The 23,651-nt window shown below is 72.1% G+C and carries 25 protein-coding genes; 8 read left to right on the top strand and 17 right to left on the bottom strand.

Annotation, left to right across the window (positions count from 1 at the left end):
• Positions 1-28: 28 nt before the first annotated feature.
• The 4 genes from E6R62_RS22200 to hisI all read right to left on the bottom strand — a co-directional run bounded on the left by E6R62_RS22200 (position 29) and on the right by hisI (position 2,914).
• Complete coding sequence (locus E6R62_RS22200; RefSeq protein ID WP_136215265.1) at positions 29-280, bottom strand: HGxxPAAW family protein; 252 nt, start codon at positions 278-280, stop codon at positions 29-31.
• 96 nt (positions 281-376) lie between these two features.
• Positions 377-1,033: a TIGR02234 family membrane protein gene (locus tag E6R62_RS22195; RefSeq protein ID WP_136215264.1), complete on the bottom strand. Its 657-nt coding sequence runs from the start codon at positions 1,031-1,033 to the stop codon at positions 377-379.
• Positions 1,034-1,047: 14 nt separating this feature from the next.
• Positions 1,048-2,538, bottom strand: a complete 1,491-nt coding sequence (locus E6R62_RS22190) for an anthranilate synthase component I (protein WP_136215263.1) — start codon at positions 2,536-2,538, stop codon at positions 1,048-1,050.
• A 19-nt stretch (positions 2,539-2,557) separates the two neighbouring features.
• Positions 2,558-2,914, bottom strand: coding sequence for a phosphoribosyl-AMP cyclohydrolase (gene hisI / locus E6R62_RS22185; protein WP_136215262.1), 357 nt, complete (start codon positions 2,912-2,914; stop codon positions 2,558-2,560).
• Positions 2,915-3,006: 92 nt separating this feature from the next.
• On the opposite strand from hisI, the gene E6R62_RS22180 reads away from it, so the two are divergent.
• Positions 3,007-3,639 carry a TIGR03085 family metal-binding protein gene (locus E6R62_RS22180; RefSeq protein WP_136215261.1) on the top strand — a complete coding sequence of 211 codons (633 nt, stop codon included), beginning with the start codon at positions 3,007-3,009 and terminating at the stop codon, positions 3,637-3,639.
• A 92-nt stretch (positions 3,640-3,731) separates the two neighbouring features.
• Here E6R62_RS22180 and hisF read toward each other — a convergent pair whose 3' ends face one another.
• From hisF to hisD, 8 genes are read right to left on the bottom strand one after another with little or no spacing between them, the layout of a single operon-like run.
• Positions 3,732-4,487 carry an imidazole glycerol phosphate synthase subunit HisF gene (gene hisF / locus E6R62_RS22175; RefSeq protein WP_136215260.1) on the bottom strand — a complete coding sequence of 252 codons (756 nt, stop codon included), beginning with the start codon at positions 4,485-4,487 and terminating at the stop codon, positions 3,732-3,734.
• Positions 4,484-4,891, bottom strand: a complete 408-nt coding sequence (locus E6R62_RS22170; protein WP_136215259.1) for a RidA family protein — start codon at positions 4,889-4,891, stop codon at positions 4,484-4,486. The genes hisF and E6R62_RS22170 overlap by 4 nt, the downstream gene beginning before the upstream one ends.
• A complete protein-coding gene (priA, locus tag E6R62_RS22165) occupies positions 4,888-5,619 on the bottom strand; it encodes a bifunctional 1-(5-phosphoribosyl)-5-((5-phosphoribosylamino)methylideneamino)imidazole-4-carboxamide isomerase/phosphoribosylanthranilate isomerase PriA (protein WP_136215258.1) in 732 nt (243 codons plus the stop codon). Before priA ends, E6R62_RS22170 begins: the two co-directional genes overlap by 4 nt.
• Positions 5,619-6,269, bottom strand: coding sequence for an imidazole glycerol phosphate synthase subunit HisH (hisH, locus tag E6R62_RS22160; RefSeq protein WP_136215257.1), 651 nt, complete (start codon positions 6,267-6,269; stop codon positions 5,619-5,621). Before hisH ends, priA begins: the two co-directional genes overlap by 1 nt.
• Positions 6,266-6,433 carry a hypothetical protein gene (locus E6R62_RS39665; RefSeq protein WP_168714131.1) on the bottom strand — a complete coding sequence of 56 codons (168 nt, stop codon included), beginning with the start codon at positions 6,431-6,433 and terminating at the stop codon, positions 6,266-6,268. Before E6R62_RS39665 ends, hisH begins: the two co-directional genes overlap by 4 nt.
• Positions 6,434-6,435: 2 nt before the next feature.
• A complete protein-coding gene (gene hisB / locus E6R62_RS22155) occupies positions 6,436-7,029 on the bottom strand; it encodes an imidazoleglycerol-phosphate dehydratase HisB (RefSeq protein WP_136215256.1) in 594 nt (197 codons plus the stop codon).
• Positions 7,026-8,168 carry a histidinol-phosphate transaminase gene (locus E6R62_RS22150; RefSeq protein ID WP_136215255.1) on the bottom strand — a complete coding sequence of 381 codons (1,143 nt, stop codon included), beginning with the start codon at positions 8,166-8,168 and terminating at the stop codon, positions 7,026-7,028. The genes hisB and E6R62_RS22150 overlap by 4 nt, the downstream gene beginning before the upstream one ends.
• The gene (hisD, locus tag E6R62_RS22145; RefSeq protein WP_136215254.1) at positions 8,147-9,469 is read right to left on the bottom strand and encodes a histidinol dehydrogenase; all 1,323 of its coding nucleotides are present in this window, start codon (positions 9,467-9,469) and stop codon (positions 8,147-8,149) included. Before hisD ends, E6R62_RS22150 begins: the two co-directional genes overlap by 22 nt.
• A gap of 140 nt (positions 9,470-9,609) precedes the next feature.
• Between hisD and E6R62_RS22140 the strand changes: the two genes are divergently transcribed.
• Genes E6R62_RS22140 through ybaK form a run of 3 tightly spaced genes read left to right on the top strand, consistent with a single transcriptional unit; the run spans position 9,610 to position 12,480 of the window.
• Positions 9,610-11,208, top strand: a complete 1,599-nt coding sequence (locus tag E6R62_RS22140; RefSeq protein ID WP_136215253.1) for an oxidoreductase — start codon at positions 9,610-9,612, stop codon at positions 11,206-11,208.
• A 34-nt stretch (positions 11,209-11,242) separates the two neighbouring features.
• Positions 11,243-11,983: an LON peptidase substrate-binding domain-containing protein gene (locus E6R62_RS22135; protein ID WP_136215252.1), complete on the top strand. Its 741-nt coding sequence runs from the start codon at positions 11,243-11,245 to the stop codon at positions 11,981-11,983.
• The gene (gene ybaK, locus E6R62_RS22130) at positions 11,983-12,480 is read left to right on the top strand and encodes a Cys-tRNA(Pro) deacylase (RefSeq protein ID WP_136215251.1); all 498 of its coding nucleotides are present in this window, start codon (positions 11,983-11,985) and stop codon (positions 12,478-12,480) included. The genes E6R62_RS22135 and ybaK overlap by 1 nt, the downstream gene beginning before the upstream one ends.
• Before the next feature lie 134 nt (positions 12,481-12,614).
• On the opposite strand, the gene E6R62_RS22125 is transcribed toward ybaK, so the two are convergent.
• The 4 genes from E6R62_RS22125 to E6R62_RS22110 form a co-directional block, all read right to left on the bottom strand.
• Positions 12,615-13,205: a hypothetical protein gene (locus E6R62_RS22125; protein WP_240801810.1), complete on the bottom strand. Its 591-nt coding sequence runs from the start codon at positions 13,203-13,205 to the stop codon at positions 12,615-12,617.
• Between the two features lie 34 nt (positions 13,206-13,239).
• A complete protein-coding gene (locus E6R62_RS22120) occupies positions 13,240-14,064 on the bottom strand; it encodes an ABC transporter permease (protein ID WP_136215249.1) in 825 nt (274 codons plus the stop codon).
• On the bottom strand, positions 14,061-15,065 hold the full coding sequence (locus E6R62_RS22115; RefSeq protein WP_136215285.1) for an ABC transporter ATP-binding protein: 1,005 nt from the start codon (positions 15,063-15,065) through the stop codon (positions 14,061-14,063). The genes E6R62_RS22120 and E6R62_RS22115 overlap by 4 nt, the downstream gene beginning before the upstream one ends.
• Before the next feature lie 73 nt (positions 15,066-15,138).
• Positions 15,139-16,446 (bottom strand): NYN domain-containing protein, encoded by a 1,308-nt coding sequence (locus E6R62_RS22110; protein ID WP_206308803.1) that lies wholly within the window; start codon positions 16,444-16,446, stop codon positions 15,139-15,141.
• A 213-nt stretch (positions 16,447-16,659) separates the two neighbouring features.
• Here E6R62_RS22110 and E6R62_RS39660 point away from each other — a divergent pair, with 213 nt between their 5' ends.
• Positions 16,660-16,824: a hypothetical protein gene (locus E6R62_RS39660; RefSeq protein ID WP_168714130.1), complete on the top strand. Its 165-nt coding sequence runs from the start codon at positions 16,660-16,662 to the stop codon at positions 16,822-16,824.
• 88 nt (positions 16,825-16,912) lie between these two features.
• Here the strand turns inward: E6R62_RS39660 and dnaE are convergent, their stop codons facing one another.
• Positions 16,913-20,455: a DNA polymerase III subunit alpha gene (gene dnaE / locus E6R62_RS22105; RefSeq protein WP_136215247.1), complete on the bottom strand. Its 3,543-nt coding sequence runs from the start codon at positions 20,453-20,455 to the stop codon at positions 16,913-16,915.
• A gap of 159 nt (positions 20,456-20,614) precedes the next feature.
• Between dnaE and E6R62_RS22100 the strand changes: the two genes are divergently transcribed.
• The 3 genes from E6R62_RS22100 (at position 20,615) to E6R62_RS22090 (ending at position 23,583) form a co-directional block, all read left to right on the top strand.
• Positions 20,615-21,940 (top strand): DUF2252 domain-containing protein, encoded by a 1,326-nt coding sequence (locus E6R62_RS22100; RefSeq protein WP_136215246.1) that lies wholly within the window; start codon positions 20,615-20,617, stop codon positions 21,938-21,940.
• Positions 21,941-22,040: 100 nt separating this feature from the next.
• Positions 22,041-22,733 carry a hypothetical protein gene (locus E6R62_RS22095; RefSeq protein WP_136215245.1) on the top strand — a complete coding sequence of 231 codons (693 nt, stop codon included), beginning with the start codon at positions 22,041-22,043 and terminating at the stop codon, positions 22,731-22,733.
• 55 nt (positions 22,734-22,788) lie between these two features.
• Positions 22,789-23,583 carry a DsbA family protein gene (locus E6R62_RS22090; protein ID WP_136215244.1) on the top strand — a complete coding sequence of 265 codons (795 nt, stop codon included), beginning with the start codon at positions 22,789-22,791 and terminating at the stop codon, positions 23,581-23,583.
• Positions 23,584-23,651: the final 68 nt, after the last annotated feature.

Genomic DNA, 23,651 nt, shown 5'->3' with positions numbered 1-23,651 from the left:
ACCGGCGGCGCGGCGGCCGACGGCCGGCTCAGACCTTCGCGGCGAGCTTGTTGGCGGCGATGACCTGCGCGAGGTCCTCGTGCGTGGCCTTGGGGGCGCCCATGCCCGCCGCCTTCATCGCCAGGCCGACGACACCGCCGAGCGCGACGACGACCAGGCCGGCCCAGAAGCCGAGCGGGTTCGCCAGCACCATGAAGGCGCCGGAGATGCAGAAACCGATGAAGGCGATGATGACACCGGTCCAGGCGGCCGGGGTGTGTCCGTGGTGCGTGCCCGCCATGAGTTGCTCCTCGTTGCTCTGTCGCGCAATGCTGAATCAAACGCGTCTGTGTCGAACGCTCGATGACCATTGTCCCGCACCGGGCGCGGCGTGGTGTCAGTGGGTCGGGTCCTCGCCCCGGTCCAGAGCCTTCCACAGGTCCTCGGGCCGGTCCGGGTCCACCACCGCCGGCTTGCGCGGCCGGGGGCTGCCGTCGCGTTCGTAGCGGCCGCCCATCGCGGGCCAGCCGCTGCCGAAGCGCAGCGCCAGCAGCCCGGCGAGCAGGATCAGGACCCCTCCGCCGGCGGTGACGTACGGCCAGGGGGTGTGGGTCAGCTCGGCCACCCGCGCGGCGGTGTCCGCGGTCGTGGTGGCGGCCTTCTCGTCCAGTGCCCGGCGGTCGCCCGCGGCGGTCACCGCGGCGAGCGCGGCGCCCAGACCGCTCAGCGCCAGCAGGGCGGACACCAGCAGTCGGCTCTTGCCGCGTACGGCGAACACCGCGACCAGGGCGGCGAGCCCGACGATGGCCAGGGCGGCGGGCAACCCGGTGACGGTCTGCCCGTCCGCGCTCAGCGGGAGGGAGCCCCCCGCGACGACGGCGCTGCCCCGGGCCCAGACACGGCCGGAGGCGAGCAGGACGACGGTGGCGCCGAGCGCGCCGAGCAGCAGGGCGACGGCCACGCTGCGGCGGCCGCGGCGGCTGTCGGGGGCCTCGGGCTCGGGCGCGGACGCGGCATCGGTTCGGGGCGGGGGTACGGCACTCACGTACCCCACTATCCCCTACCCGCTCAGACGGCGTGGAGGCGGTTCGCCGCTCCCACCGCGCGGAGCACCGCAGCGGCCTTGTTGCGGCACTCGTTGTCCTCCAGCTCGGGCACCGAATCCGCGACCACGCCCGCGCCGGCCTGCACGTACGCGGTGCCGTCGCGCAGCAGCGCGGTGCGGATCGCGATGGCCGTATCGGAGTCGCCGGCGAAGTCGAGGTAGCCCACGCAGCCGCCGTACAGGCCCCGCCGGGAGGGTTCGAGCTCCTCGATGATCTGCATGGCGCGGGGCTTGGGCGCGCCGGAGAGGGTGCCGGCCGGGAAGCAGGCGGTGAGCACGTCGAAGGCGGTCTTGCCCTCGGCGACGCGCCCGGTGACGGTGGAGACGATGTGCATGACGTGCGAGTAGCGCTCGATGCTCATGAAGTCGACGACCTCCACGGAACCCGGCTCGCAGACCCGGCCCAGGTCGTTGCGGCCGAGGTCGACGAGCATCAGGTGCTCGGCGCGCTCCTTGGGGTCGGCCAGCAGTTCCTCGGCGAGCTCGTTGTCCTCCTGCGGGGTGGCGCCGCGGTGGCGGGTCCCCGCGATGGGGTGCACCATGGCCCGGCCGTCCTCGACCTTGACCAGCGCCTCGGGGCTGGAGCCGACGACGTCGAAGCCGTTCTCGAAGCGGAAGAGGTACATGTACGGCGACGGGTTGGTGGCCCGCAGGACCCGGTAGACGTCCAGCGCGGAGGCCTCGCAGGGGGTCTCGAACCGCTGCGAGGGCACGACCTGGAAGGCCTCGCCGGCCCGGATGCGTTCCTTCACGTCCTCGACGGCGGCCTGGTACTTCTCGCCGCCCCACAGGGCGGAGAACTCGGGCAGCTCGGAGACGGGCAGCGGCGTCGGCACGTAGGGCGCCGGCCGCGCGAGGTCGGCCTCCATCGCGTCGATCCGGGCGACGGCGTCCGCGTACGCCTCGTCCACGCCGGTGTCCAGGTCGTTGTGGTTGATGGCGTTGGCGATGAGCTGGACCGTGCCGTCCCAGTGGTCCATGACGGCCAGGTCGGAGGTGAGCAGCATGGTCAGCTCGGGGAGCCGCAGGTCGTCGGCGGCGTGGTCGCCGATGCGCTCCAGGCGGCGCACGATGTCGTAGCCGAGGTAGCCGACCATGCCCCCGGTGAAGGGCGGCGTCCCCGGCGCGTTGTCGCGGGGGGTGTGCAGGGCCTCGACGGTGGCGCGCAGGGCGTCCAGCGGGTCGCCGGAGGTGGGGACGCCGACGGGGGCGGAGCCGATCCAGTGGGCCTGCCCGTCGCGGACGGTCAGCGTGGCGTCGGAGCGGACGCCGATGAAGGAGTAGCGGGACCAGGACCGGCCGTTTTCCGCCGACTCCAGCAGGAAGGTGCCGGGGCGTTCGGCGGCGAGCTTCCGGTAGAGGCCGACCGGGGTGTCTCCGTCGGCGAGCAGCTTGCGACTGACGGGGATGACGCGGCGGTCGGCCGCGAGCTTGCGGAACGTCTCAAGATCCATGGCGTGGGACCCTACCTAGCTATTCGGCGGCCAGCGGGAGGACATCGGCGTCGAAGCACGTCCGGGCACCCGTGTGGCAGGCGGCCCCGACCTGGTCGACCTTGACGAGCACGGTGTCGGCGTCGCAGTCGAGGGCGACGGACTTCACGTGCTGGAAGTGGCCGGAAGTATCGCCCTTGACCCAGTACTCCTGGCGGCTGCGGGACCAGTAGGTGCAGCGTCCGGTGGTCAGGGTCCGGTGCAGGGCCTCGTCGTCCATCCAGCCGAGCATGAGCACCTCACCGGTGTCGTACTGCTGGGCGATGGCCGGTACCAGACCGTCCGCGGAGCGCTTGAGCCGGGCGGCGATGGCGGGATCGAGGGAGGTCGTACTCATGGGGCCATTGTGCCGGGCCCGGGTGTGGATCACCGATGACTGTCCGCCTGATGGGCAGGCGGGGGGCGGGTTCCGGCCGTAGGCTGGCCCCCATGTCTACCCATGCGAAGCGTGAACGTCTGCTGCTGGCCGATCTGTTGGAGGCGGCGGGACCGGAGGCGCCGACGCTGTGCGACGGCTGGAGCGCGCGGGAACTGGCGGCGCACGTGGTCGTCCGGGAGCGCCGCCCGGACGCGGCCGGCGGTCTGCTGCTGAACGTGCTCAAGGGGCGCCTGGACAAGGCGATGGCCGAGTACACGGCCAAGCCGTACGAGGAACTGATCCGGCTGATCCGTACCGGGCCGCCGACCATGTCCGTGTACTCGATCAAGCAGATCGACGAGGCGGCTAACGCGGTGGAGTTCTACGTCCACGCCGAGGACGTCCGGCGCGCGCAGCCGGACTGGTCACCGCGGCAGCCGGACCCGGTGTTCTCGGACGTGCTCTGGTCCCGCCTGGAGAAACTGGCCCGCCTGACGGGCCGCCGCTCCCCGGTCGGCCTGGTGCTGCGCCGTCCGGACGGCCGCACGGCGGTCGCCCACAAGGGGCTCCCGGTGGTGACGGTCACGGGCGAGCCGGGCGAACTGACGCTGTTCTGCTTCGGCCGCCAGGAAGCCGCCGCCGTGGAACTGGACGGCGAGAAGGACGCGATCGCCGGCCTGACCAGGGCTCGGCTGGGCATCTAGGCGTCCGGCCCCTCTCCTCGCGGACCCGACGGCCCCCCGCGGGGCCGGTCGACCCCGTCGGACCCGGCGGACGCCCGCCGGGTCCGACCCGGTCAGCGGACCGGGTGGCCCGCCTCGCGGAGGGTGGCCTTGACCTCGCCGATGCGCAGGTCGCCGAAGTGGAACACCGAGGCGGCGAGGACCGCGTCGGCGCCCGCCGCGATGGCCGGCGGGAAGTGCTCCAGCCTGCCGGCGCCGCCCGAGGCGATCACCGGGACGCGGACGTGCTCGCGCACCGCGGCGATCATCTCGGTGTCGTAGCCGTCCTTCGTGCCGTCGGCGTCCATCGAGTTCAGCAGGATCTCACCGGCGCCCAGCTCGGCGGCCCGGTGCGCCCACTCGACGGCGTCGATGCCGGCGCTCTTGCGGCCGCCGTGGGTGGTGACCTCGAACGCGCCGGACGCGGTGCGTCGCGCGTCCACCGACAGCACCAGCACCTGCCGGCCGAACCGCTCCGCGATCTCCCGGATGAGGTCGGGCCGCTCGATGGCGGCCGTGTTCACGCCCACCTTGTCGGCGCCCGCCCGCAGCAGCCTGTCCACGTCGTCGGCGGTGCGTACGCCGCCGCCCACGGTCAGCGGGATGAAGACCTGCTCCGCGGTCCGGCGCACGACGTCATAGGTGGTCTCGCGGTTCCCGGAGGAGGCGGTGATGTCGAGGAAGGTCAGCTCGTCCGCGCCCTCGGCGTCGTAGAGCTTGGCCATCTCGACCGGGTCGCCGGCGTCCCGCAGGTTCTGGAAGTTGACTCCCTTGACGACCCGGCCGTTGTCCACGTCCAGGCAGGGGATCACCCGTACGGCGAGCGTCATGCCGTCCCTCCTTCGAGACCATCGGGGCCCCGGTACGCCTCCACCTCGACCTCGACGACCATGGACGGGTCGACGAAACCGGAGACGATGATCATGGACGCGGCGGGGCGCACCGCGTCGAACAGCTCCTTGTGGGCGCGGCCGACGTCGTCCACGTCCCGGGCGTGCGTGAGGTACATCCGGGTGCGGACCACGTGCTCGGGGCCGAGCCCGGCCTGCTCCAGCGCCTTGAACGCGACACCGAAGGCGGTGATCGCCTGCTCGTAGGGGCCGCCGCCGTCGGCCGCGGTACAGCCGGAGACCAGGACCAGGCCGTTGGGGAGCGCGACGGCCCGGCTGTAGCCGATGACGTCCTCGTAGGGGCCGCCGGAGGAGATCCGGCGCACGGCGTCGGAGGCGCTCACGCGGACACCACCCGCAGCGCCTCTTCCAGGGTGAAGGCCTTCGCGTACAGGGCCTTGCCGACGATGGCGCCCTCGACGCCCAGCGGCACCAGCTCGGACAGGGCCCGCAGGTCGTCCAGCGAGGAGATGCCGCCGGAGGCGACGACGGGCCGGTCGGTGGCGGCGCAGACGTTCTTGAGCAGCTCCAGGTTGGGGCCGGTCAACGTGCCGTCCTTGCCGATGTCGGTGACGACGTACCGGGCGCAGCCCTCGGAGTCCAGGCGCGCGAGGGTCTCGTACAGGTCGCCGCCCTCGCTGGTCCAGCCGCGGCCCTTGAGGGTGGTGCCGCGCACGTCGAGCCCGACAGCGATCCTGTCGCCGTGCTCGGCGATCGCCTTGGCGGCCCACTCGGGGGTCTCCAGGGCCGCCGTGCCGAGGTTGACGCGGGTGCAGCCGGTCGCGAGCGCGGCGGCGAGCGAGGCGTCGTCGCGGATGCCGCCGGACAGTTCGACCTTGATGTCCATGGCGCCGGTGATCTCGGCGACCAGGGCGCGGTTGTCACCGGTGCCGAAGGCGGCGTCCAGGTCGACCAGGTGCAGCCATTCGGCGCCGGCGCGCTGCCAGGCGAGGGCCGCCTCCAGCGGGGAGCCGTACGAGGTCTCGCTGCCGGACACGCCGTGTACGAGGCGTACGGCCTGGCCGTCGCGGACGTCGACCGCGGGGAGCAGCTCAAGCGTGGGTGCGGGCATCACAGGGTCTCGATCCAGTTGGTGAGGAGCTGGGCGCCGGCGTCGCCGGACTTCTCGGGGTGGAACTGGGTGGCCCACAGGGCCCCGTTCTCCACCGCCGCGACGAAGCGCTCGCCGTGGGTGGCCCAGGTGACCTTGGGGGCGCGGATCAGCGGGTTGGTGACCTCCAAGCTCCAGTCGTGCGCCGCGTAGGAGTGCACGAAGTAGAACCGGGCGTCGTCGTCGAGGCCGGCGAAGGCGCGGCTGTCCTCGGGGGCGTCGACGGTGTTCCAACCCATGTGGGGCACGATCGGGGCCTTGAGCGGGCCGACCGTGCCGGGCCACTCGTCGAGGCCCTCGGTCTCCACGCCGTGCTCGATGCCGCGCTCGAAGAGGATCTGCATGCCGACGCAGATGCCCATGACGGGCCGGCCGCCGGACAGTCGGCGCCCGATGATCCAGTCGCCGCGGACGTCCTTGAGTCCCTGCATGCAGGCCGAGAAGGCGCCGACGCCGGGGACCAGGAGGCCGTCGGCGTCCATGGCCTTGTCGTAGTCACGGGTGATCTCGACGTCCGCGCCGACGCGCGCGAGCGCCCGTTCGGCGGACCGCACGTTGCCGAAGCCGTAGTCGAAGACCACGACCGTCTTCGTGGGGCGTGCTGCGCTCATTCCCAAATCCCCTGAATCCGAAGGACTCCGGCGGCGAGGCACATCGCGGAGCCGATGGCGAGCAGGAGGATGACCGACAGGGGCATCTTCTGCTTCTTGAAGGAGTAGACGCCCCCGGCCAGGAACAGGCCGAGGACGATCAGGATGGTGTTGAGGCCGTTCACGGCTAGAGGGCGCCCTTCGTGGAGGGCAGGATCCCGGCCGCGCGCGGGTCGAACTCGGCGGCGTAGCGCAGGGCCCGGGCGAGGGCCTTGAACTGGCACTCCACGATGTGGTGGGCGTTGCGCCCGTACGGGACGTGCACGTGCAGGGCGATCTGGGCCTGCGCGACGAAGGACTCCAGGATGTGCCGGGTCATCGTCGTGTCGTACGCGCCGATCATCGGCGCCATGTTCTCGGGCTCGGTGTGCACGAGGTACGGGCGGCCGGACAGGTCGACGGTCACCTGGGCGAGGGACTCGTCCAGCGGGACGGTGCAGTTGCCGAAGCGGTAGATGCCGACCTTGTCGCCGAGGGCCTGCTTGAAGGCCGCGCCGAGCGCGAGGGCGGTGTCCTCGATGGTGTGGTGGCTGTCGATGTGCAGGTCGCCGTCGGTCTTGACCGTGAGGTCGAAGAGGCCGTGGCGGCCGAGCTGGTCGAGCATGTGGTCGTAGAAGCCCACGCCCGTGGAGACGTCGACCTTGCCGGTGCCGTCGAGGTTTATCTCGACGACGACCGAGGTCTCCTTCGTGGTCCGTTCGACCCGTCCGATGCGGCTCATGCGTGCTGCTCCTTCTTCAGTGCGCGAACCGCTTCCAGGAACGCGTCGTTCTCGGCGGGGGTGCCGGCGGTGACCCGCAGCCATCCCGGTACGCCGTTGTCCCTGACCAGGACACCCTGGTCGAGGATCTTCCGCCAGGCGGTGTGGGAGTCCTCGAACCTGCCGAACTGGATGAAGTTCGCGTCGGACTCGGTGACCTCGTAGCCGGCGGCCCGCAGTTCGGTGACCAGGCGGTCCCGTTCGGCCTTGAGCTGCTCCACGTAGCCGAGCAGCGTGTCGGTGTGCTCCAGGGCGGCCAGCGCGGTCGCCTGGGTGACGGCCGACAGGTGGTACGGCAGGCGCACCAGCTGCACGGCGTCGACCACCGCGGGGTGCGCGGCGAGGTAGCCCAGGCGCAGTCCGGCGGCGCCGAAGGCCTTGGACATGGTCCGCGAGACCACCAGGCACGGCCGGCCCTCGATGAGCGGGAGGAGGGAGTCCCGGTGGGAGAACTCGACGTACGCCTCGTCCACGATGACCAGGGACGCGCGGCCTCGATCGGCACGCGCGGCCTGCGCGGCCTCGTAGAGGGCGAGGACCGTCTCGGCCCCGACCGCGGTACCCGTGGGGTTGTTGGGGGAGGTGATGAACACGACGTCGGGCGCGTGCTCGGCGATCGCCCGTTCCGCGGCCTCCACGTCGATGGTGAAGTCCTCGCGGCGCGGGCCGGGGATCCAGCCGGTGCCGGTACCCCGGGCGATCAGGGCGTGCATCGAGTACGAGGGCTCGAAGCCCATCGCGGTGCGGCCGGGGCCGCCGAAGGCCTGCAGCAGCTGCTGGATGACCTCGTTGGAGCCGTTGGCGGCCCACACGTTCTCCCGCGCCACCGGGTGCCTGCCGGTCCGGGTCAGGTACGCGGCCAGCTCGGTCCGCAGCTCCACCGCGTCCCGGTCGGGGTAGCGGTTGAGGGTGCGGGCGGCGTCGGCGACGCGCTCGGCGATCCGCCGCACGAGCGGTTCGGGCAGCTCGTACGGGTTCTCGTTGGTGTTCAGCTGGACGGGCACGTCGAGCTGCGGCGCGCCGTACGGGGACTTGCCGCGCAGCTCGTCGCGGATGGGGAGGTCGTCGATGCCGAAGGTCACTGGGTGGGTACCTTCCATCCGAAGCGTGCCTTCAGGGCGGCGCCGTGCGCGGGCAGGTCCTCCGCCTCGGCCAGCGTCACCACGTGGTGGGCGACCTCGGCGAGGGCGTCGCGCGTGTAGTCGACGATGTGGATGCCGCGCAGGAAGGACTGCACGGACAGGCCGGAGGAGTGGCAGGCGCAGCCCCCGGTGGGCAGGACGTGGTTGGACCCGGCGCAGTAGTCGCCGAGCGAGACCGGCGCCCAGGGGCCGACGAAGATCGCGCCGGCGTTGCGCACGCGGGCCGCCCAGGCCGGGGCGTCGGCGCTCTGGATCTCCAGGTGCTCGGCGCCGTACGCGTCGACGACCCGGAGACCGTCCTCCAGGCTGTCGACCAGCACGATCGCCGACTGCTTGCCCGCGAGGGCGGGCTTGATCCGGTCCTCGATGTGCTTGGTGGCCGCGACCTGCGGTTCCAGCTCCTTCTCGACGGCCGCCGCGAGCTCCTCGCAGTCCGTGACCAGGACGGCGGCGGCCAGCGGGTCGTGCTCGGCCTGGCTGATGAGGTCGGCGGCGACGTGCACGGGGTCGGCCGTGGAGTCCGCGAGGACCGCGATCTCGGTCGGGCCGGCCTCGGTGTCGATGCCGATCTTGCCGGTGAAGTAGCGCTTGGCCGCCGCGACCCAGATGTTGCCGGGGCCGGTCACCATGTTCGCGGGCGCGCACTCCTCGGTGCCGTAGGCGAACATCGCGACGGCCTGGGCGCCGCCGGCCGCGTACACCTCGTCGACGCCCAGCAGGGCGCAGGCGGCGAGGATCGTGGGGTGCGGCAGCCCGTCGAACTCGACCTGCGGCGGGGAGGCGAGCGCGATCGACTCGACCCCGGCCTCCTGGGCGGGTACGACGTTCATCACCACGGAGGACGGGTACACCGAGCGGCCGCCCGGCGCGTACAGGCCCACCCGCTCGACGGGCACCCACTTCTCGGTCACGGTGCCGCCGGGAACCACCTGTGTGGTGTGCTCGCTGCGGCGCTGGCCCCGGTGCACGATCCGGGCACGCCGGATCGACTCCTCCAGGGCGGCGCGGACGGCCGGATCCAGTTGCTCCAGGGCGGCCGCGATGGCCTGCGCCGGCACCCGGACCTGCGACAGCTCGACCCCGTCGAACTTCCGCGCGTACTCGATCAGCGCCGCCGTGCCACGATGATGCACGTCCTCGCAGATGGGCCGCACCTTCTCCAGGGCGGCTTCCACGTCGAACTCGGCACGGGGCAGCAGATCGCGCAGGGCGCCACCCTCGGGGAGGAGGTCACCGCGCAGGTCGATACGAGAGATCACATCCCAATTCTCTCAGACCGACTCCCGCCACCGTCCGCCTGTATCACTGGCTGATACACGCCCCGGATGTCACAGCCGGCGCTTAGCGTTCCCCTACACCTATGTGACTGCCGCGTGGGTGACCGCGGACGGGGGCCGCCATGACGGAGATGCGCGCGGAGACGGAACCGGTGGATCTCACCGGCGCCGAGCGCCGGATGTGGGAGGCGTACCGCACCGGCCGCACCTGTGATCTCAGTGCCGGTGCCGCGGACCGGGACGACCCGCACGCCGGCCGTCCGTGGGGCCCGGAGCGCAGTGTCCGCGCCGAGGTGGTGGCGCTGCTGCTGCTTCACGGTCCGCCCCCGGTGCCGGGTCGGGTGGTGGCGTTGAAACTGCGCGGAGTCCGCGTCCTGGGGCGGCTGGAACTGTCCGGGGGCAGGGTCGAGCCGTACGTCGAGTTCCAGGCGTGTCGCTTCGACAGCGAGATCCGCCTGTCCGAGACCCGCGTGTGCACCCTGCGCCTGGTGAACTGCGCGATCCCCCGTCTGGAGGCGGCCCGGCTGCACACCGAGGGGGACCTGCACCTGCTCGGTTCCCGGGTGGCGCGCGGCATCCGGCTGACCGATGCCCAGATCGGCACCGACCTGCTGATCAGCCGCGCCGTGGTCCGGCCCGACAACAAGGGCCGGGCGATCACCGCCGACGGCATGTCCGTGGCCCAGGACTTCCAGGGCGACCTGCTGGAGACCTACGGGGAGGTCAGCCTGCGCGGCGCGAAGGTCGGAGTGTCGATGAACCTGCGCGGGGCGCGGCTGCGCAATCCGGGCGGGCGGCGGGCGTTGAACGCGCCGCAGTTGACCGTCGAGCGGACCCTGTACCTGACCTCGATCGCGCTGTACTCCGCCCCGGGCGATTCGGGGGTCGGCACTCCCCCGTACGGGATCGGTCGGACCCCCGTGCCGGGCCAGGCCTCGCAGGCGTTCGAGTGCCAGGGCGGGATACGACTGGACGACGGCCGCTTCGGCGACGCGATCGACTTCTACGGGGCCCGGTTCCGGCTCGCCCCGGACCAGGAGCTCTCGCTGCGGCGGATCAGCACGCCGGAGCTGCGCTTCGTGGGCGCGCAGCCCGAGCAGGGCCGGGTCGTGCTGTCGGGGGCGAAGGTGATCAAGCTGGTCGACCTTTCCACCAGCTGGCCGGGCCCGGGTCGGCTGGCGATGGAGGGCTTCTCGTACGAGATCCTCGCCCCGCGCGGACACTTCCCGCTGCCGCGCCGGCTGGCCTGGGTGGAGACGGCGACGGTGGAGTACTCGCCGGAGCCGTACGAGCGGCTGGCGGCGGTACTGCGGGCCGGCGGGGAGGACTCCGACGCCCGGGAGGTGCTGCTGGCCAAGCAGCGACGGCGACGCGCGACCCTGCCGCCCGCGGCCAAGGCCTGGGGCTACCTCCAGGACTGGACGGTGGTGTACGGCTACCGGCCGGGCCGGGCGGCGCTGTGGATGGCGGTCCTGTGGGCGGCGGGCACCCTGCTGTTCTCGCAGCACCCGCCGCCACCGATCAAGGAGGACGAACACCCGCAGTGGAGCGCCGCCCTGTACGCCCTCGACCTGCTGTTGCCGGTGATCGATCTGGGGCACAAGGGGCAGTGGAAGCCGGGCGGAGCCTGGCAGTGGTGCGCGTCAGCCCTCGTGGTGCTGGGGTGGATACTGGCCACGACGGTGGCGGCGGGCGCCTCCCGGCTGTTGAGGCGGGGGTGACGGCCGCGGGCCCCCGGCCACTACCCTGTGCCTCGTGACCACCGTTCGCCTGCCCCTCTTCCCGCTGAACTCGGTGCTGTTCCCCGGCCTCGTGCTGCCGCTGAACATCTTCGAGGAGCGTTATCGCGCCATGATGCGCGAACTGCTGAAGACGGGCGAGGACGAGCCGCGCCGTTTCGCGGTCGTCGCGATCCGCGACGGCTGGGAGGTCGCGCCGACCGCGCCGGGCCTGCCGGACCAGACAACCCTGCCGGAGCGCGGGCCGGCGGCGGGCTTCGGCGCGGACCCGATCCAGGCCTTCCACCGGGTGGGCTGCGTCGCCGACGCCGCGACGATCCGGGAGCGGGAGGACGGCAGCTTCGAGGTGCTGGCCACCGGCACCGCCCGGGTGCGCCTGCTGTCCGTCGACGCCTCGGGGCCGTACCTGGTCGCCGAACTGGAGGAGCTGGCGGAGGACGCGGGCGAGGGCGCGGGAGCGTTGGCCGAGGGCGTGCTGCGGGCCTTTCGCACCTACCAGAAGCGGTTGGCCGGAGCGCGGGAGCGGTCCCTGGCGGCGGCGCCCGAACTCCCCGACGAGCCGTCGGTGGTCTCGTACCTGGTGGCGGCGGCGGCCGTACTGGACATCCCGTCCAAGCAGCGCCTGCTCCAGGCCCCCGACACGGCGACCCGCCTGGCCGAGGAACTGGAACTGCTGCGCGCGGAGACGGCCGTGATCCGTCACCTGCCGTCGCTGCCGGCGGTGGACCTGACGCGCGCGCCGACGAGCCCGAACTGATGGCGAGGAAGAAGGCGGGGGCCGCCGGGGCGGCGACCCCCGCGATCGCCGCCCTGACGGCCGCCGGCGCCGAGTTCACCACGCACGCCTACGAGCACGACCCGTCGCACCCCTCGTACGGCGAGGAGGCGGCGCAGAAGATGGGCGTCGCCCCCGAGCAGGTGTTCAAGACCCTGGTGGCGGACGTGGACGGCGTGCTGACGGTGGCGGTGGTCCCCGTCTCGGGCTCGCTCGACCTCAAGGCGCTGGCCGGTGCGGTGGGCGGGAAGCGGGCGGCGATGGCGGACCCGGCGCTGGCGCAGCGGACCACGGGGTACGTGCTGGGGGGCATCTCGCCGCTGGGGCAGCGGCGGGTGCTGCGGACGGTGGTGGACGCGTCGGCGGCGCGGCACCGCACGATCTGTGTGTCGGCCGGGCGGCGGGGGTTGGAGGTCGAGCTGGCTCCGGCCACGCTGACGGCGCTGACGTCGGCCACGGTGGCGTCGATCGCGCGCTAGCCCGCGACGCCGGGGGGGTGCGTGCGGCGCCGGGCGCGCCGGGCACCCCGGGGCCCGACACCGGCGGGCCGGAGCCACGGGCTCGGCGGGCCGAGGCGGGTCGGGCGTCGGGCGGGCAGGGAGGGCAGGGCCGCTCAGGCGTCGGGACCGGGTTCCGAGGGCCAGGCGGGGGGCGGGGTGGTGAAGACGGCCGTCAGGGCCAGGTGCGCGGCGAGCGCCACCAGCGGCCAGGCCAGGAGCGCGCCGTGCGCCAGCAGTTGCAGCGGGGCGTCGAACGGCACGCCCTTGCCCGCCTTCGCGGCCGCCGCCGGGAGATCGGAGGACGGGCCCAGCCACAGGCCCAGCCGCCAGCCGACCAGGGCCGCGAACACCGATCCCACCCCGAGCCCGATCACCAGGGGCACCCCGCCCCGGCGCCGCCACAGGAAGACCGCGACGGCGCTCAGCAGCCCGAAGGCCGCCGCGAGCAGCAGGAACGTCCCGTCGGCGCCGATCCGCGCCTCGTTCTCGGAGTTCCGCAGGAACACGGCCTCCCCGTTGGAGACGTACTGGACCTTCGGCGCGAGCCACGCCCACAGCACCCCGAGCAGCACGCCGGCCACCGCCACCACCAGGGCGACGGCGGCTCCGTCCCGGACATCGCCCGGCGTGGTCTTCTCACGCGGCGGCGCGTCCTGGTCGAAGGGCAGTGGGGACGGGGGCGGCGGGGTCACGGCTTCGGTCACCCGCACATCGTGCCAGGTCCCCGGCCCGCCGATGTCAGCGGACCGCCGCCCGACGGTAGGCCCAGGTGGCGACGGCCAGGGACAGCACGCCGACCGCCGCGCAGACGCCCAGGTCGAACAGGACCGCCGCCCAGTCGGGGTCGGGCGCGAACGTACGGGCGAAGGCCTCCACCCCGTACGTCGAGGGCAGCAGGTCGCGCGTCCACACGATCACGTCCGGCATCCGCTCCGGCGGCAGCACGCCCAGCAGCAGCGCGGCCGACATGCCGAGCTGGCCGGCCAGTGTGGCCAGTTCCTGCCGGGGCGCCAGCAGCCCGAGCGCCGCGCCGAGCCCGGCCAGCGCCGCCCCCGCCAGCGGTACCACCGCCGCGAGGATCCACAGCCCGCCCATCGGCAGCCCGAACAGCACGCACCCGAATCCCGCCGTGACCAGCGTTCCCGGCACGGTGAAGGACGCGTAGGCGGCGGCCGCGCCGAGCACGACGGAGGCGGGCGGCACGGGCAGGGTGGCGTAGTGGTCGAGTCCTCCGCCGGCCCGTAGCTGGCCGAAGTACTGGGCGAGCAGGTTCAGCGCGACGAAGGCCACGACCAGCACGGACGATCCGGCGACGACGGCCCGTGCCTCCGAGCCCCCGTCCACCACCCCCCGCATCAGGATCATGATCCCGACGGACTGGAAGGTGGCGACGAACAGCAGCGGGATGCGCGCCACCCGCGCCCGGGACAACTGCGCCCGGTAGACGGCGGCGAGCGCCGGGAAGAACCGTGCCCGGGGTGCCAGCGGTCCGGGCGCGGACGTCCCGGAGGCGTGGGTCCCGGCGGCCGGCGCACCCGCGCCAACGGCGGTGACGGTGGTCACGACTTCACCAGCCCCTTCGAGGCACGGCCTCCGAGGGCCAGGTAGACGTCCTCCAGGCTCGGCGTGGCCAGGGTGAAGTCGTCGAGGGCGGCGAAGGCCGGCCCGCCGGTCACGGCGGCCACGGCGGCGCGCGCCCGGTCGGGGCTGAGCCGCAGCACCCATCGCCGCCCGGACACGGCGGCGGCGGGGGCCAGCTCCGCGACCTCCGGCACCTCCAGCGGCGCGGCGGTCCGCCACACCAGCTCCAACCGGACCTCGCCGGACACCGTCGTCTTGAGGCCGGCGGGAGTGTCGCAGGCGATGACCTTGCCGTGGTCGATGACGGCGACCCGGTCGAGTACGGTCTCGGCCTCGATGACGTTGTGCGTGACCAACAGGACGGTGGCTCCCTGGCGGGCGCGACGCCGGTCGACGGCGCTCCACACGGCGCGCCGGGCGACCGGGTCCATTCCGGTGGTGGGTTCGTCGAGGACCAGGACGGGCCGCTCGCCGACCAGCGCGGCGGCGAAGCAGGCCAGGCGCCGCTGGCCGCCGGAGAGCTTCTTCAGGGGACGACCGGCGAGCGCGGTAAGACCCAGCTCCTCCAGTACCGAGTCCCGTGCGGCGCGCGCCGCACGGGCGTCGAGCCCGCGCAGCCGGCCGGTGGTCTCGGCGGCGAGCGCCACGGTGAGCTCGTCCAGGGCCGTGGACTCCTGCCCCAGGTACGCCAGGAGCCGCGAGGCCCGCTCGGGGTGGCGTACGAGGTCGTGACCGAGCAGCGACACGCTTCCGGCGTCGGGCCGCATCAGGCCGGTGAGCTGTCGTACGAGGGTGGACTTGCCGGCGCCGTTGGGGCCGAGCAGCCCGAAGATCTCGCCGCGCCGGATGTCCAGGCAGATCCCGTCGTTGGCGCGGGTCTCGGGCAGGGCGGGGGCCCCGCGCCGGCCGCGCACGGCCGGGTAGGTCTTGACGAGGTCGCGCACCGCGCAGACGACGTCGCGGGCACCCGCCTCGGAGGTCACAGCCGCGGCCGGTGCCGTGTCCTGTTTCGCGCCTGCTGTGCCCGTGCTCACGAGGGAGCAGCCTACGCGGCTTTCATCCCTCGTCGGCCGCCGGGGTCACCGGCGCCCCCGATGCGGCGGCGCCCGGGGCCGCGACGTGCTCGGCGGCGGCGCGCACGTCGATCTCGCGCCAGAAGCCGGCGCGGATGGCGTAACGGTCGTGCTCGTCGATCTGATCGTCCTTGTGCGCGAGGAGGCCGAACCGGGCGGCGTAGCGCAGCAGCTCCCCGTCGATGCGGTGCGGGATGCGCGGGTACATGGTGGCGAGTTTCTGCAGGTGGACGGTTTCCGGGAGTCGTTCCATCCAGCGCCGGGCGAACACCTGGCCGACCTCGAAGGGGTCGCCGCCGACGGTGGTGATGTCCTCCTCCCGGTCCGCCCAGCGCTGCTCGGCGCTGGTGAGCTGCGCGAGCGTGGGCAGGGAGGCGGTCTCGGCGGGCTCTCCGAGCGGTCCGGCCCGGTCGATCCATCCCTTGTCGGAGGACCAGCGAAGGGCGCTGCCGGCCGGGCCGGCCGCCGAGCCGGACGCGTTCTGCGGGGCGGCGACGGCGCCGGGGGCGCGCAGGGCGGCGAGGTCCTTGGGGGTGGGTACGGGTCTGGCCCCCTCGGCGGCGCTCTCGGCGGCGGGCGCCGGTACGGGTGCGGGGCGCTCGGCGGTGTCGGCGGGCGCGGCGGGCGCGCCGTTGCGGGCGGCTTCGGCGAGCGCCGCCTCGGGCAGCGGGGCGGAGAGGATGGCGGCGATCTCCGGGCGCGGCGCGGGCGCCGGGGAGCACAGGCCGGTGAGGTCCTTGGCGCGGACGGCCCGGGTGATCCACGCCCGGTCCAGCACGCGGCGTTCGTCGGCTTCGGCGACGAGGTCCTCGGACTGGTTGTAGTCCCCGTCGGCCGCCTGGACGGCCCACAGGTGGACGGCGACCCCGTGTTCCTTGGCGGACATCAGTCCGGGCAGCAGGTCGCCGTCGCCGGTCACCAGGACGACGTCCGAGCAGGCCCGGTTGCGGGCCAGCTCGGTGAGTTCGGCGTGCATGGCCGCGTCGACGCCCTTCTGTGCCCAGCGGCCGTCGCTTCGGGTCAGGGCGCCGAGGCGGACGGTGACCCGGGGCATCACGCGCAGCCGCCGGTGCTCGGGTTGGGGGACCCGGTCGGGGGCGCCGTCGAACCAGTAGATCCGCAGCAGCGGCTGCTGGGTGTCGGCCTCGGCGCGTTCGCGCAGGCCCTGGATGAGGGCGGCGTGGTCGACGGTGATGCGGGAACGGGACGGCTCCCCCGCGAGAAGGCTGGCGGCGGCGCCCAGCAGATAGCCGGCGTCCACCAGGACGACGCAGCGGTCCACGCGTTCCACCCTCTTCCCTGGGGGTCCTTGACAGGTTTTCCCCGAGTCTGCCCGACCGCAAGGGTGTTGAAGGCCGGAACTCGATCATCGGCGTGGCGTATCTCACTCCGGACCCGCCGCCGGTCCTCGCCGGCGCACGGTGATGATCCAAAATGCGCGGTTTCCGGTGCTGTGTGAGTGTGAAGGCGGCCCTGGCCCCTACACCCCTCACGGAGGCTTCCCATGGCCAAGAACAAGAACACCCGGCAGCCCGCCAAGACCTCGGACCGCGCCCAGGCCCAGGATCAGTCGAAGAGCTCGGTGCAGTCCTCTCCCGAGCCGTCGTCGGCGCCGAGCCCGATGCACATGGCGGGCAAGCGCAAGGAGAAGAAGTTCGGCCACAACTGACGGTCCCCACGACCGACGGTTCCCCGCACCCGCGGGAAAGGCGCGCCCGGAGCACCGGGCGCGCCCTCGCGCGTGTGGACCGCTCCCCCTAGCCGGCCAGGCAGGACGGTCCGAGGAGCACCTTGAGGTCGCCGAAGAGCGCCGGGTCGGGCTGGACCCGGTGCTTGTCGAGGCGCAGGACGGTGGTGGTGCGCGGCCCCTGGAGCTTGATCCGTACCTCGGTGTTGCCCCTGTGGTGGCGCAGGATCTCCCCCAGACGGGTCACCATCGGCGGGGTGACCTTGACGGTCGGGATGGTCAGGACGACGGGGGCGTTGGTCCCGGCGGAGGACAGGTCGGGGACCATCATCTCCATCGCGACCAGGCGGGGCACGTCCTCGCGCTTGTCGAGGCGGCCCTTGACGAAGACGACCGTGTCCTCGACCAGCTGGGTGGAGACGAGCTGGTAGGTGGCCGGGAAGAACATGCACTCGATGGAGCCGGCCAGGTCCTCGACGGTGGCGATGGCCCAGGCGTTGCCCTGCTTGGTCATCTTGCGCTGGAGACCGGAGATGATGCCGCCGATGGTGACGACCGCGCCGTCGGAGTGCTCGCCTCCGGTGAGCTGGGAGATGCCGGCGTCCGTCTTGTCGGACAGCACGTGCTCCAAGCCGAAGAGCGGGTGGTCGGAGACGTAGAGGCCGAGCATCTCGCGCTCTTGGGCGAGCAGGTACGACTTCTCCCACTCCACGTCCGAGAACTCGACGTCGAGGCCGAAGCCGGGCTCGTCGCCGGCGTTCTCGTCACCCATTCCGCCGAAGAGGTCGAACTGGCCCTCGGCCTCCTTGCGCTTGACCGCGACCACGTTGTCGATCATGGATTCGTGGTGGGCGACCAGGCCCTTGCGGGTGTGGCCCATCTCGTCGAAGGCACCGGCCTTGATCAGCGACTCGACGGTCCGCTTGTTGCAGACGACGGCCTCGACCTTGTCCAGGAAGTCGGGGAAGGAGGAGAACTTCCCCTTGGCCTTCCTGGTCTTGATGATCGAGTCCACGACGTTCTGGCCGACGTTGCGGACGGCGGTGAGGCCGAAGAGGATCACGTCGTCGCCCTGGGCCGCGAAGTTCGGCTCGGACTCGTTGACGTTCGGCGGGAGCACCTTGATGCCCATGCGCCGGCACTCGTTCAGGTAGATCGCGGACTTGTCCTTGTCGTCCTTGACCGAGGTGAGGAGCCCTGCCATGTACTCGGCCGGGAAGTTCGCCTTGAGGTAGGCGGTCCAGTAGGAGACGAGGCCGTAGGCGGCGGAGTGCGCCTTGTTGAAGGCGTAGCCGGCGAAGGGGACCAGCACGTCCCACAGGGCCTGGATCGCCTGGTCGCTGTAGCCGTTCTTGCGGGCACCGGCCTGGAAGATGGTGAAGTTCTTCGCCAGTTCCTCGGGCTTCTTCTTGCCCATCACGCGGCGCAGGATGTCGGCTTCGCCGAGCGAGTACCCGGCGATGATCTGGGCGGCCTTCTGGACCTGCTCCTGGTAGACGATCAGGCCGTAGGTGACCGCGAGCACCTCTTCGAGCGGCTCTTCCAGCTCGGGGTGGATCGGGGTGATCTCCTGCTGCTTGTTCTTGCGCAGGGCGTAGTTGGTGTGCGAGTTCATGCCCATCGGGCCCGGCCGGTACAGGGCGGACACGGCGGAGATGTCTTCGAAGTTGTCGGGCTTCATCAGGCGCAGCAGCGAGCGCATGGGGCCGCCGTCGAACTGGAAGACGCCGAGGGTGTCGCCGCGGCCGAGGAGCTCGAAGGTCTTCGGGTCGTCGAGCGGGAGGGCCAGGAGATCGATGTCGATCCCCTTGTTGGCCTTCACCATCTTGACGGCGTCGTCCATGATCGTGAGGTTGCGCAGGCCGAGGAAGTCCATCTTCAGCAGGCCGAGCGACTCGCAGCTCGGGTAGTCCCACTGGGTGATGGTGACGCCGTCGGTGTGCCGCACCCAGACGGGTACGTGGTCGGTGATCGTCTCGCTGGACATGATCACGCCGGCGGCGTGCACGCCCATCTGGCGGACGAGGCCCTCGACGCCCATGGCGGTGTCGATGACCTTCTTCACGTCCGGTTCGTTCTCGTACATGCCCCGGATCTCGCCGGCCTCGCCGTAGCGCGGGTGCTTCGGGTCGAGGATGCCGGAGAGCGGGATGCCCTTGCCGAGGACGTCGGCGGGCATGGCCTTGGTGAGCCGGTCGCCCATCGCGTACGGGTAGCCGAGGACGCGCGCGGAGTCCTTGATCGCGTTCTTGGCCTTGATGGTGCCGTAGGTGCCGATCATGGCGACCTTGTCGGCGCCGTACTTCTCGGTCACGTACCGGATCACCTCGACGCGCCTGCGCTCGTCGAAGTCGATGTCGACGTCGGGCATGGAGACGCGCTCGGGGTTCAGGAAGCGCTCGAAGATCAGACCGTGGGTGAGCGGGTCGAGGTCGGTGATGCCCATGGCGTACGCGACGATCGAACCGGCCGCCGAGCCTCGGCCCGGGCCCACCGCGATGCCCTGGTTCTTGGCCCACATGATGAAGTCGGCGACGACGAGGAAGTAGCCCGGGAAGCCCATCGAGATGATCGTGTCCATCTCGTACTCGGCCTGCTTCATCCGGTCCTCCGGGATGCCTCCCGGGTAGCGGCGGTGCATGCCGCGCATGGTCTCCTCGCGGAACCAGGTGACCTCGGTGTAGCCGTCCGGGATGTCGAACTTCGGCATCAGGTTCCGGAACTGGAACATGCCCTCGGTGTCGATCTGGTCCGCGACCAGCTTCGTGTTGGCACACCCCTCCTGCCAGGCGTCCGAGGAGTCGATCGCGTACATCTCGTCGGTCGACTTCAGGTAGTAGCCGGTGCCGTCGAAGCGGAAGCGGTCCGGGTCGGAGAGGTTCTTGCCGGTCTGGATGCACAGCAGGGCGTCGTGGGCGGTGGCCTCGTGCGCGTACGTGTAGTGCGAGTCGTTCGTGACCAGCGGCGGGATGCCGAGCTTCTTGCCGATCTCCAGCAGTCCGTCGCGGACGCGGCGCTCGATCTCGATGCCGTGGTCCATCAGCTCCAGGAAGTACCGGTCCTTGCCGAAGATGTCCTGGTACTCGGAGGCCGACTTCAGGGCCTCGTCGAACTGGCCGAGGCGCAGCCGGGTCTGGAGTTCGCCGGAGGGACAGCCGGTGGAGGCGATGAGCCCCTCGGACCACTTGGAGATGGTCTCCTTGTCCATGCGCGGCCACTTCGTGAGCCAGCCCTCGGCGTACGCGTCGGAGGACAGCCGGAAGAGGTTGTGCAGGCCGGTGGCGTTCGCCGCCCAGATCGTCTTGTGGGTGTAACCACCGGAGCCGGAGACGTCGTCCCGCTTCTGGTGGGGCTGGCCCCACTGGATGCGGCGCTTGTTGCGCCGGGACTCGGGGGCGACGTACGCCTCGATGCCGATGATCGGTGTGACCCCGGCCTTCTTCGCCGAGTGGAAGAAGTCGTAGGCGCCGTGCAGGTTGCCGTGGTCGGACATCGCGATGTGCGTCATGCCCATCTCGTTGCAGGCGTTGAACATGTCCTTGAGCCGCGCGGCACCGTCCAGCAGCGAGTACTGGGTGTGGACGTGCAGGTGCGTGAACGGCGGCTTGGTCACGGTGGGGGTCCTCCGGCGACGGGAGTGGGGGGCGACTTCGAATCCTACGTCGGCCCGATGACACTTCCGGGGCACCGACCGGTACGGTCAGGCGTTGCACCGGCCAGGAGCACCTGTCCGAAAACCGATTGGCACACGCGCCACCAGGAGGAACCCGCCATGGCGGTCCCCGAGACGACGAACGAGCAGCGCGCCGAGCAGATACTCGACGTGTTCGACACCGCTTTCGGTGAGCTGCTCGCCGCCGACCCCGCTGCCTTCCAGGTGAAATTCCGGAAGATGGCGGCCTCCGCCTTCGCCTTCTACCGCGGAACGGCCTGCCTGTTCTACGCCGACCTGGAGCGGGACCGGCACGGCGGCCCGTACCTGGACGAGCGCACCGGCCGTGTGTGGATCCACGGCGACCTGCACGCCGAGAACTTCGGCACGTACATGGACTCCAACGGCCGGCTGATCTTCAACATCAACGACTTCGACGAGGCGTACGTCGGCCCCTTCACCTGGGACCTCAAGCGGTTCGCGGCCTCCGTCGCCCTGCTCGGCTACACCAAGGCGCTCAGCGACGGGCAGATCAGCGAGCTGGTGCGGACCTACGCGGGCGCCTACCGCGAGCGCATCCACCGGCTGGCGACCGGCGCGAAGCACGAGGAGGTCCCCTCCTTCACCCTGGACACCGCGGAGGGGCCGCTGCTGGGGGCCCTGCGCGCGGCCCGGTCGCGGACCCGGTTCGAGCTGCTCGCGTCGATGACCGAGATCAGGGACTACGAGCGCCGCTTCACCTCCGGTCCCGGCACGCTGGAGCTGGACGCGGCCACCCGCTACAAGGTGCTGGCCGCCTTCGACGGATACCTGGAGACCCTGCCGGAGGAGTCCCTCGTGCGGCCGGACTCCTACCGGGTCAAGGACGTGGTGGGTCGGCGCGGTGTGGGGATCGGCTCGGCCGGGCTGCCCTCGTACAACATCCTGCTGGAGGGGCACAGCGACGCCCTGGAGAACGACGTCGTGATCTACCTCAAGCAGGCGCAGACCCCGGCGGTGTCGCGGCACATCACCGAGCGGGCCGTACGGGAGTACTTCCTGCACGAGGGGCACCGCACGGTGATCTCCCAGCGGGCCCTCCAGGCGCACGCCGACCCGTGGCTGGGCTGGACCGAGCTGGACGGCGCCGGGCAGCTGGTGGCGGAGGTCTCCCCGTACGCGGTGGACCTGGACTGGTCGGACCTCGACGACCCCGAGGAGATCGCGGCCGTCGTCGCGGACCTGGGCCGGGCGACGGCGACCATGCACGCGTCGGCGGACGAGGCGGAGAGCGGCCACTCCCTGGTCCCCTTCTCCACCGAGCGCGCCATCGACGCGGCGATCGCCGCCGACGAGGAGGGCTTCGCCGAGCTCCTCGTCGACTTCGCCCACGCCTACGGGGCCCGGGCGCGAGCGGACCACCAGATCTTCGTGGACCTGTTCCGCAACGGCCGTCTCACCCCCTGACCGGCCCGCCCACGCCGCGGCCGGTGCTCTTCGGCCAAGGCGTGGGTCCCGTGCCGGCCCCGGACCCTGATTCACAGGGAGTCGTGGCAGACTCGCCGGGATGGACATATCCGGTGCAGGACTTAGAGGGCTGCGGGCCGCGCTGTTCAGCGCGCTCGTCGTGCTGCTCTCGACGGGCTCGCACGTCCTGTTGTCCCGGGCGCCGCTGCCGCCGGTGCTGGTGGGCGGGGCCTTCGCCGCCGTGTTCGCGCTCGCCTTCGCGGTGGCCGGCCGGGAGCGGGGCTTCGGTGCGATCGCCGGGCTGCTCGTGCCGCTGGAGCTGGCGGCCGACACCGCCTTCACCGCCGGGCAGCACTTCTGTTACGGCCCGGCGGGCGGTCCGGTCGCCGGGCCGCTGCACGCGCTGGGCCTGGACGGGCTCTGCGGCGGCGCCCCGGTGGGCGGCCCGCTGACCGGGATGACGCCACCGCCCGCCGACCCGGCCGCGCCGCTGGCGACGCCCGGGCCGTGGACGCCCTGGCTGCTGCTGGGCGCGCACGTGTCGGCGGGCCTGCTGGCGGCCGCGTGGCTGCGGTACGGGGAGCGGGCGCTCGGCCGGCTGCTGCGGGCGGTGGGCGTCCTGGCCTTCCGGCCGCTGCTGCTGGCGGTGGCCTCGGTGGTCGCGGCCGCAGGGCCGGCGCGGCGGCCGGTGCCCCCGGCTCCCGGGGACGCGGGCGCCCGTACCCGGTTCCCGGCGCATTCCGTGGGACGGAGGGGACCTCCCGTACGTCGTGGGGCGCTCGCGAGCGCCTGACCCGTACGGCAGACCCCCTTTCCTTTCGCACCACGGCATACCCACGGAGATCGACATGAGTGCACGCAACAACCAGGCGAACAAGGCGGCCGCCCGCGAGCGGCTGCGCGTCGAACGCGAGAAGCAGGCCAAGAAGGCCAGGGCCCGCCGCCAGGCGCTCGTGGCCTGCGCCGTCGTCGGCGTCCTCGCGGTCGCGGGCGGCGTCGGCTACCTGGTCGTGCAGAACACCAAGCCCTCCCACTGGGAGAAGGCCGCCACGGCGGAACTGGTGAAGCCGAAGAACACCGCGGGCGACGACGGCCTGACGGTCGTCGTCGGCAAGGCGGACGCGAAGAAGACCCTGGAGCTCTACGAGGACCCGCGCTGCCCGGCGTGCGCCGCCTTCGAGCAGTCGGTCGGCGCCCAGGTCCGCAAGGACGTCGACGCGGGCAAGTACAAGCTCCGCTACATCGGCGCCACCTTCATCGACAACGGCGCCAAGGGCGAGGGCTCGAAGAACGCGCTGAGCGCGTTGGGCGCGGCGCTGAACGTCAGCCCCGAGGCCTTCCTCGACTACAAGGCCGCGCTGTACTCCAAGGAGCTGCACCCGGACGAGACGGTCGACAGCTTCGCCAAGGACGACTACCTGATCAAGGTCGCGGACACGGTTCCGGCGCTCAAGGGCAACGCCGAGTTCAAGAAGGCCGTCGAGGACGGCACGTACGACCGGTGGGCCATGGACATGGCCAAGTCCTTCAACGACTCCGGGGTGAAGGGCACGCCGACGCTCAAGATGGACGGCAAGAAGATCGACACCCCGTCGACGCCCGAGGCGTACACGGCGGCGATCGACAAGGCCCTGGCGGGCTGACCTCCCTGCGGGCAACGGGCGGGCGAACTCCTGGAGTTCGCCCGCCCGTTGCCTTACCGAGGGTATCT

The sequence above is a fragment of the Streptomyces sp. A1136 genome (assembly GCF_004795055.1).
Classification (GTDB): domain Bacteria; phylum Actinomycetota; class Actinomycetes; order Streptomycetales; family Streptomycetaceae; genus Streptomyces.
Note: the sequence above shows the minus strand (reverse complement) of the source record. Positions and strands in the feature narration are given on the sequence as shown.